This window comes from Sideroxydans sp. (assembly GCF_054604835.1).
On sequence record NZ_JBTSFG010000016.1, the window covers coordinates 1 to 9,922 of the forward strand.

At 55.3% G+C, this 9,922-nt stretch carries 2 protein-coding genes; both read right to left on the reverse strand.

Annotated elements, in window-relative coordinates; genetic code table 11:
* Nucleotides 1-133 precede the first annotated feature (133 nt).
* Nucleotides 134-625, reverse strand: coding sequence for a hypothetical protein (locus ACYCZ5_RS13720; protein WP_461545366.1), 492 nt, complete (start codon nt 623-625; stop codon nt 134-136).
* Nucleotides 615-9,905, reverse strand: a complete 9,291-nt coding sequence (locus ACYCZ5_RS13725) for a hemagglutinin repeat-containing protein (protein WP_461545367.1) — start codon at nt 9,903-9,905, stop codon at nt 615-617. The genes ACYCZ5_RS13720 and ACYCZ5_RS13725 overlap by 11 nt, the downstream gene beginning before the upstream one ends.
* Nucleotides 9,906-9,922 lie beyond the last annotated feature (17 nt).

The window sequence follows — 9,922 nt, forward strand, 5'->3', positions numbered from 1 at the left end:
GCCCGCCATCAATTGGTCAATCAGCTCCGGCGAAGGCTTCTTCTGTAATACGGTCATTTCCACTCCTTTCAATGTGATGGCAGTTTCCTGCCTTATGACCGTTTACACAAAATCTTTTACACCCCCGGACTTGCTATTTTGATTCATTGATTTTTTCCGATTGATGAATTCCCCTAGCACCAGCAGCCTGCAATATTTGTTTAAAGGCTTCCACTCGTGGAGGAATACTTGTTATGTAAAGGACTATTCGCATCTTTTGCCCGATAAACTCGTATCCCCACCACTCCCATCCACGCTCTCGAATTGCATCCAACCATGAGTCGAATTGCCAAGGCAAAGTGCTCCACTTATCACGTGGAGTTGCATTCATAAGTTTCACACAATCCTCCTGTGAAAGCTCAGGCATGGATTCAACAAGCCAAGAGGGAAGCTCTGCCTTCCAATAATCATCCGCAGGCCATTGATGCGGCTGATGCTTGGCAATTTCAGCAACAACACTTCGTATTCGCCCCTCAAACTCTGCAGTTTGGCTACCCACATCTACTTCAAACTCCCAAGATGGCGTCGGTAAAATAGCGAGGCCGGTTCGCTCACAAATTCTTTCTTTTTCAGTTTTAGTTACCATTTGTTCCAGTTCCTTGTTGGATTGAATCTAACAGCTGTTGGAATTGAGTTTGTCGAATGCCAAATTGATTAGGAAAAGGATCGGCGCTGATAATTGGGTTATTCGGAAATTGACGTGCAAACTGCTCGGGAACTGCACTATTCTGTACTTGCTGAAGGAATGCCGATTCTATTTCAAACGACTTCAATTGTGCCCCAGGTAAGTCCTGCGAAACTTTTCGAGAAAAGTAATCAACTGCCCGATTTGTCTCACCAAAATTTAACCAGATTGTGCTGTTATTTCCTGGAACAAGCGATACATTACCTCCATCATCTATGGACAGCCGCTGATTGGGTATACCCTCTACCCGATAGGCCGTAACATAGCTAGTAGTTGTTGGCAACAGTTTCCCCACCGCCACTGGCACTGCAACACCACCTGCAATTTCGCCTAGTGGCTCAAGATCACCTTGCCCCGCAGAGCGCACTGCATCGTTAAGTCCACGCATTGCATTAATAGGCGCGTTGATGGCTGTGTTCACTACGCCATCTTTTTCTATTGCCTGACCAAGGTTGCTAACAGGATCAACCTGCGTCTGTGCCTGACCTGTTTCATCAACGCTGGTCGCAACCTGCATCGCATCGTAGGCAATAGCCCCAGTTTCCAAAACAGTTTCTTTGGCACCATTGGCGATGCCTTTGCCCAGACCGGCGACTTGTTCGCCCACTTTGGTTGCATTTCCGATTGCTCTGGTTCCTACGTCTGCAAATCTGTCGCCCGTGCCATAGCTGAACAACTCAGCATCGCTGACTTGTGAATCTTGCAGCTGTTGAAGTTCAGTTGTGTTGTATTGCCCCCTCGCTTCGACCGATTCGTAATATTGACGTTCTTGGCTGCCTTCCGGGTATTGGGCTGAGCAATGAACCTTGAAGCATGCCGCATCTGTCAGACGTTGTTCTTTGGCCGGATCGTTCTTTGCCAATTCTGCGATCTTGTTCGTTTCCTTCTGGTTTAGCAGGCGGTTATTCTCCGTCTCAAACGTCGCCGCACTGGTCGCCGTAGCGATGTCCGCCCCACCCGCCGCAGCAATCCCCGCCACCAACGTCGCAACCAGGTTCTTCCTATTCTCCTTCTCCATCGCCGTCATCTTGCTCGTGTCGCCTTGCAGGATGCTGTTGATAGCAGAGCCAGCACTGGCACCCAATGCGCCGCTACTGCAGTCGCTGCCTTGGGCACTTGCGCCTGCACAGGCGACGATGCCGTGCAGGGCTGCGCGTATGCTTTCGCTTTCAGGGCTTTCTTGTCCATCCTTCTTAAGGCTGTCGGCGATCTTCTTCACTTCCGTCGCGCCCAGGCTCTGGATGTAGTTCACCGCTGCACCTTGTACCAGTTGCGAGGTGCCGCCGGTGACGTTGCCGCCTGCGGCTGCGGTGATCGCGGTGAGAATCTGCCGTTTGGTGCTGCCCGGTGCCCACTCGGCGCTGCTGGCGGCGCTGTCTTGCGACTGCTGGTGCAGGTCGTTTGCTTCGGCCTGCAGTTGGGCTTTCCGGGCGGGGTCTTTTTCATTGTCGGCGGCGGTTTGTTTGGCGTCTCCGGCTGCTTTGAGGCGCTCGCTCTTGGTGGCCATGTCGGCCATGAAAGTGTTGGCCTGTTGCACGAAGGCTTGGGTGACGGCCATCGCGCCTTGCACTTGGTCTACGTCCAGGTTGTTGTTGATCGCGCCGCTTGTGTCCTGGCCGGTGACGACGTCGCGGTTGAGGCTGGCGACGGTGGTCTCTGCGTCCTGACCGGTAAGTTGCTTTTGTTTTGCGGCGTCGGTGATCTTGACTGCGCCACCGCTGATGCCGCTGCGGGTGGTGCTGGTGTCTTTGTCGGCGGCTTGCAGGGCCATCGGCGCGGAGACGCCGCCGGTGCCGGCACCGACGCTGATGCTTTGCGCTTTGTATTCGGATTTGTTGTCGATATCGCTGGTGGTGAGCGTGGCGGTGGCCAGGCTGTTGTTGCCCGCGTCCACGGCGGCTTGGCTGCTTTCGATCACGGCTCCTTTGAGGTCGGTGTTGCCTTTGACGGCGATCTGGAAGCCGCCGTCGCCGGCCATGAGGCCGCTTTGTTCTTGCACACTGGCGAAGGTGCCGTTGATCGTGCTTTGGTTGAGGCTGAGGTTGGCGCTGACCCCAGCGCCGTAGGTGCCGCTGATGCTGGCGCTTTGTTGTTTGGTGTCGTAGGTGCTGGTGTCTTGCAGGCTTTGTATGTTGAGGTCGCCGCCGATGTCGGCGGTGATTTGTTTGCCGCTGGCGGTGGCACCGATCATATTGGTGTCGCCGCCGGATTTGATGTTGAGGGCGCGGCCTGCGGTGACGTGGGTGTTGGTGTAGGTGGTGTCGGTGCCGTCGATGTTGCCCCGGGCCATGCTGGCGTTGGCGGTGATGCCGAACGATCCACCGCCGCTGCCGACGGTGATGCCAACGCCTGCGCCGCTGCTGCTACTGCTGTTGTGGCTGACTTGGTCGTTGATGTTCTTGTCGGCCAGCAAGTTGATCTTGTTGTCGGCAGTGAGGTTGGTGTCTTGCCCGGCACTGATGTCGCTGCCCTGGATGGTGATGTTGGAGTTTTCCCCGCCGCCGGTGGCGATCAGGTTGAGGTTGCCACCTGCTTTGAGGGTGCTGCCGCTGCGCTGCTGGCTGGTCTGGGTGCTGTCGCTGTGGCTTTGGCTGCTGCCATAGGTAAGACTCACGCTGGCCGATGCGCCTTGGCTGGCGGCGTTCTGTGCCGCCAGTGCGGCCGCTGCGGCAGCCATGGCTTTGATGCGCGGGTCTTTGCTCTTGCTGCCTGCATCTTTCATTTGCTGGGCGGTTTGTGCCGCGTCGGTGACGTTGCTGGTGATCGCCAAGGTGAGCCCGCTTTGCTTGGTGTCGCGGCTTTGGGTGTTGGTGCTGTCGTCCAGTCCGCTGTTGATGGTGATGTCCATGGCGGCAATGTTCATGTCATTGCCCGCCAGGATGTCGCTGCCGGAGATGAGCGCTTTGTTGCCCGCCTTGAGATTGAGGTTGCCATTCAGCGAGCCGACCATGCTGCGGTTCTGACTTTGCAGGCTGTTTACGCTGTCGGCTTTTTCGGTGGTCTCGCGGCTGCCAATGGAGATGCTCAGTCCGCCGTTGCTCATGAGGCCACTTTCTGTGGTGCGGCTGTAGCGGCTGCTGGTACTGGTGCTGGTGGCGGCTTTGATGGCAAGGTCATTGCCCGCATCCAAGGTGACGTCGTTGGTGCCGACGATGCTGCCGCCAATGACGTTGATGTTGCCTGTCTTGTCGGCGGCATTGCCTGCTTTGACGAGCACGCTTTCTCCACTTATGTCGCTGCCTACTGCGAGGGTTTGGTGGTTTTCGTTGCGGGTGGTTGTGCTGCTCTTAGATAGGAAGCCACTCGACGATGTGTGAGATGCGCTGAAGTAGTCGTGCATTTCTTCAGTGATGCCAATGTTGACGTCGTTTGCTGCGATCAGGTTGACCTGCCCGCCCGTGCTGTTGATGGCTACGCTTTGCAGAGTGAGGTTGCCGCCGGATTGCGGGGCGGGTTGGGTGATAGTTTCTGTGACTGCGGCCTGTTTGGTCTCGGCAACGGGTTTGTTCTCGTATGGCTGGCCGGGTTCATCTACTGTCATGTTCGGCTTGCCTTCTATTTGCGGCTCAATCCCCACGACGAGGCCTTTTTGCTCAACAAGGCCGATTGAAAGTTGACGGTTTTCTGTGATTTGCGGTTGCAGCATGACTTCCGAGCCGTTGTTCGAAGCGATTCGCTCCTGAGAGGACTCAATATGTTCTGCATCGTCATGCTGCTCGGTCGCTACCTTGCCCGTGCCAACTTGGGCGGGATCTCCGTTACGTTCGATTCCACCACGCGCATTGCCAGTGTTGGCAAAACTTCCTGCGCGCAGGGTGATGTTGCCGTTGGCATTGATGCTGCTGCCGACTACGGTTTCGTCGTAGGTGCGGATGGAGCCTCTATTCCGTCCACCATCAACTGAATTATCAAGTTTGGCGCTGTCTTTGGCAGCTGTAACGGAGAGATTTCCATCGGCGGCAATCAGGGCATTCTGGCCGATGTCGAGCTGGGCCGAGGTGAGCTGCATGTCAGCAGCCGACTTCATGCTGAGGCTGCCGCCAGTACGGATGGTGCTGGCCAGATTAGTGATCTGGCGTGTGCTGTATTCAAAGCTACCCATGTGTGTATCGCTGCTTGCTTCTGCTGTCAGCGTATTCATATACAGATTGCGGCCCGCGCTCAGTCTGGCATCTCCACCTGCTTGAACGAGCGCACCAGTGATGGTGAGATCACGGCCGGATTTCATGCTGAGGTTGTTACTGGCGCTGATGGTGCCGGTTGACCCAATGAGGGTGTTGCTCGCACCCAGGCTGGCGTTGCCAACGCTAACGGTTTGCGTGGCGGTGGTGTTGATCAGGTCGCGACCTGCATCCAGCCAGAGGTTGTTGGCGCTGATGGTGCCGGATTTGTTGGTAATGTCATTGTCGGCTTTGAGCATCATGTCACCCGCGCTGCTGAGGGTGCCTTGATTGAAGATGTCTTTGCCTTGCAAGCGGGTGGCGATGGTGCTTTGGATTTTGCCGGTGTTGCTGATGCCTTCTTCTGCATTGATGTCGATCAGTGATGCGGCCATCAATGCACCGTCCGGACTCAGGTCGTTCTTGTGCAGTTGGGTGAGATATAGCTTGGGCACCAGTACTTCTACGCTGTTGCCATCGGCCAGGGTGACGCGATTGACTTCCATCCAGACGATATCATGTTGCAGGCTGGCGACTTGTTCGGCCGACAGGCTGATGCCGGGGGTGAGTTGCAGTGCTTGTGCGGCGGCCACACCGGCATCCATGAGCACTTTGATCTGTTCTTCCGCGCTGGTGTACTGACCGATGACATTGCGTCCGGTCTGGTCGAGGATTTGTTCATTGATCAAGCGTTGTTCATAGAATCCGTCACCCAGTCTCTTTTGGGTAAGCGTTGGGTCCAGCGTGAGCCGATTCAGCATGTAATCGCTGGAGATGAACTCTTTGTAGTTGGCAAAGCGCGGATCGGTCACGACCAGATATTGCTGGTCTGGCTGGGGGCGGATGCTGTACAGGCCGTTGGTGGGGAGGGTGATGTTGGAGGTTGGGGCAATGTTGCCGGATGTATGGCGCGGTATTACAGCGACAGTGGACGGCTCGACTTGTGTAGTCACCGAAGCGTTCGCCAGTGTCGAGCCGGCAATGGTGGTGCCGCTGCCGGTTGCCTGATTGACGGATTTCCCGACATGGGTACTTATTGTGCCACCGGCGGTAATTGCGCTATTACCAGGGTTAATTACTTGTGAATTAGTTTGAGGTGGGGTGATGGTTGTTGTTGTGACCCAACACCAGCCGCCACCTGTACCAATAATACTGCCACCACAAGGATTCCACCCACCCAAACTTGAAGTTACATCTGTAGTAACAACACGATTGAGTCGTGTTGCAGCATTGATTACCTGAGAATGGGTCACAGGTTTCCCACCAGCCACCGGAGCCGTCTTTACACCCGAAATAATGATATTGTTTATTGCACTGATATTGCTGTTTTGATTTGTTAACACGCCTGAAAGGTTGAAATTTATATCCCCTTTTGAGTTGATTCGCGCCTCTTTGAATTGCCCTGCAGCGAATTGTTCGGTGACAGTTGATGTAGTAGTTTTGCGTGAAGTTTCAAAATATTTCAGCGAAGGAGCCGGACTGAAATTCAGCTGTGTTGGGTCAAGATTTACAATTGGGTCATAGCCTGGGTAATAACTGACGTCGTAATATTGGCCTTGGCGAGACAAAGCATTAAATTGAAATGAAGTACCGTTCTTAAGTACGACCATATACGGTATTGAAGCAACAGGGTCATAGGTTGCATACAAGACATCAGAATCTTTGATGACTTGCGTATACGAAACATTCCACCCATTAGCATCCTGTGTAGTTCCAATATATTCAGTCGCTGCCACTGTCGTTGGCGACATATTTTCATAATATACAGTTGACGAACCACTGATTGGATCACCACCAGGAACCGAAAACGACCTATTTACAGTGTCTATACCTGCGATATCTTGAGCAAAAAATCCAGCCTGCATGGGTGCAGGATTGCTATTTACCGTAAAAATGTTTCCCCCAGTTGGAAGGCTCATTGAGCCAGACCTGCCGGTTCCATCGCCTACCAATGCTGAATAGTCTCTAGGAGTTGTAAGCGTAGTGATGCCCGTTTGTGCAGGCATGCTCACCACGCCTACTTGCCTGAGGTTATCGATGTTGACCGCCCCGATATTGATATTCCCCCAAGCCTCGATCAGCGAACTCTTGCTCAACGAGTTCCCTTCGTTCCATACCCTGCTCGTCAGATTCGTGAAGTTCCCTGCCCCATCCTGCGTGCCATCCTTCGCAATATTCAAATCACCCATGCTGAATATCTCGGCACCATCGGTGTTGTGCAGCAGATTGTTTACCCACAGATTCATCTGTGTTGTTGAGGCCAGCAACGCATTGCCTCCCGAGTTAAGCAGCGTGTCGCCCACTGTCAGCGCGACGATGTCGCCGATGATGGTGGCGTAATTGTTCAGGGTTTGGCTGGAGGTGAGGACGGTATTGCCTTCGATCGTGCCGTAGTTGGTGATGGCGCCATTCGTAGCCTGCAGGTCGGTTCGGTTTGAATTGAAATGACCGGCGGCCTGGTTATTAATATTGGCTGCCTTGATGGTCAATGTGCCAAGTGCCTGCATGACTACCGTATTCGTCAGCGTGCCGGTCACAGCGATTGCCATGTCGCCATCCGAAGCAAATACATTGCCGCTCCCATAGGTGAAATCGCCTTGCAGGGTGATCGTATTACTATTGCCTGCTGCCACAAGTCCTGCACCGGTGTAGCTATTGGCTGTAAGACTGAGGCTGTTTCCGGCAAGGATATTCCCGCCTGCGTTGTTGACCGTGGCGACATTGATAGTGCTGTTGCCACTACTGCTGATTTCGCCACCATTGGTGTTGTTCACATTGGCGGAAGTCTGGTTGAGCTGCAGCGCTTGCGCGGCGTAGATGGCGCCAGCATCGTTGTTGAGTGTGCCGCTGACGTTCAGGTTCAGCGTGCCGCCAGACTGAATCCAAGCATTGCTTGTTGTGTTATTCAACAGGCCTGCGCTGAGGGTCAAATCTCCTCTACCGCCCAGCGTGCCTTCGTTGTCGATCCGGCTCCCACCGTTGATGGTGGTAAGCCCAGTGCCTGAATTGGCGATGCGCCCGCCAAAGGTGTTGTCGATGCTGGCAGCAGTGAGGCTGAACAGGCTGCTTGCGCCGTTGGCTTCGAGGGTGCCGCTTTGGTTGTTGAGTGCGCCTGTGGCGGTCACGCTCAGGTCGCTGTCGGTCTGGATGAAGCCGCTTTGGTTGCTCAGGGCGGCGCTGGTGGTCAGCACAAGATTCTTGTTGGAATAGAGCTTGCCGCCGTTGTTGTTCAGCGCGGCACTGCTGATGGCGAGCTCGCCGTTGCTGCCGATGAAGCCGCTTACGCCGTTCAGGGCATTGTTGATGATGTCTTGCGTGGCGGTGATTTTAAGGAGCGTGGGGGTGTTTTGTGCGTCCGCTACGCTGAGGACTTTGATGGCTCCGCCGCTGTTGGTCAGGCTTTGGGCATCCAACGTCAGGCCGGTGACGGCTTCAATCATGCCGCCGGTGTTATTTACGGCACCGTTGCTTGCAGTCAGTGTGAGGGCGGTGGCACCGATGTAGCCGCTGGCGCTGTTGTCCAGGGTGCTTTGGCTGATGATGTCGCCGTTGCCCGTAACGCTGATGACGCCACCTTGGTTGTTTAGGCTGCCTGCGCCTATCGAGGCGTTGCCTTGGCTGCTGATGAGGCCGCCGGTGTTGCTGAGCGCGCCTGTGGCATTGACAATAAGAGTGCCTTGCCCTGTATGGACGATTTGCCCGGCGTTGTCATTGGTGAGCGTGTTTGCCCCTAGCGTGAAATCGTCACTGTCGCTTTGTATCCAGCCGCCGGTGTTGTCCAGCGCGTTGCCGATGATGATTGCGGTGAGCGGCTGTGAGCCGGTTTGGCGGATGCCCCCATTGCGGTTGGTCAGATTACCCAGGGTGAAGTCGAGCTGATTGGCTTGAATAAGGCCGTTGCTGTTGTCCAGCAGGTTGCCGCTCATGACGATTCGTTGTGTGCCGATTTGGCCGTACTGGTTGCTTAGTTGAGTTCCGGTAGCTGTAACTTGTGTGCCGAGCAGCAGGCCGTTGTCATTGCTGATCGTGCCATTGGCAGTGAGGTTGACGTTGCCTGCCAGCGATTGGGTTTGGGCGTTGTTCAGGTCAATATTGCCTGCGCCGGCAGTGAGATTGATGTCTTGCTGGGCACTGGTGAAGCTGCCGCCAAGGTTGATGGCGCTTCCGTTGATTGCAATCTGGCCGCCTGCGATGTTGGTGCCGGTGGCGGTGGCTTGATTTTGCGTGGAAATGGTGATGTTACCGGGCTGGCTGGCGTTGCCGTTGCCATTAATGCCGGCACCCAGTGTGCCACTGCTGTTGAGCGTGGCGGCATTCAGGGTGAGGTTGTTCTGCGCGGTGAGTGCACCGCTGTTGGCAATAGCGCCTGCGGCTGTTATCTGTACGTTCTGGCGACTGTCGAGTGTGCCAGTGTTGCTGATGCCTGCCGCACTATTGAGGGAGAGGTTGCCACTGGAAGTGGTTTTACCTGTGAGGGTGATTTGACCTTGAGTATCCAGTGAGAAGTCGCCCGCTTGCGCCGCCAGTGCGCCTGCGCTGCTGACCCCTACCCCGGCTTCCGTGCCGACGAGGTGGATCTTATTCGCATACATGCCACCCAACAGGGCGACGTCAATGCCTACGGTGGGTTTATTGGCATCGCCGGTGATGAGTTGAACGCCCAGGTCGGTATGGTTGACCTGGTTGAGTCCCGTGATGGCGTTGAGGTTGTTGGCCCAGATTTCGCCGTTGACTTTGAGGCTGCGGCTGATGAGGTCGAGTTGATCGAGATTGCTGCCGTTCAGGCCGGATGCGCCGATCTGGATGTCGCCACCGGTGACGCGATAGGCGTCCAGACTGCCGCCTGCTCCCATGACCGGCGTGCCGGTGGTCAATACGCCGCGACTGGTGTTGATGAAGCCGCAGCCGTTGCAGGTGATGCCGTTGGGGTTGGCGATGATGACTTCGGCGCGCTGGCCCGCTACTTCGGTGTAACCGTTGAGCTGGCTGCGGTTGGTGCTGGTGACTTCGTTAAGGATGATGCGCGCCGAGCCGTTCG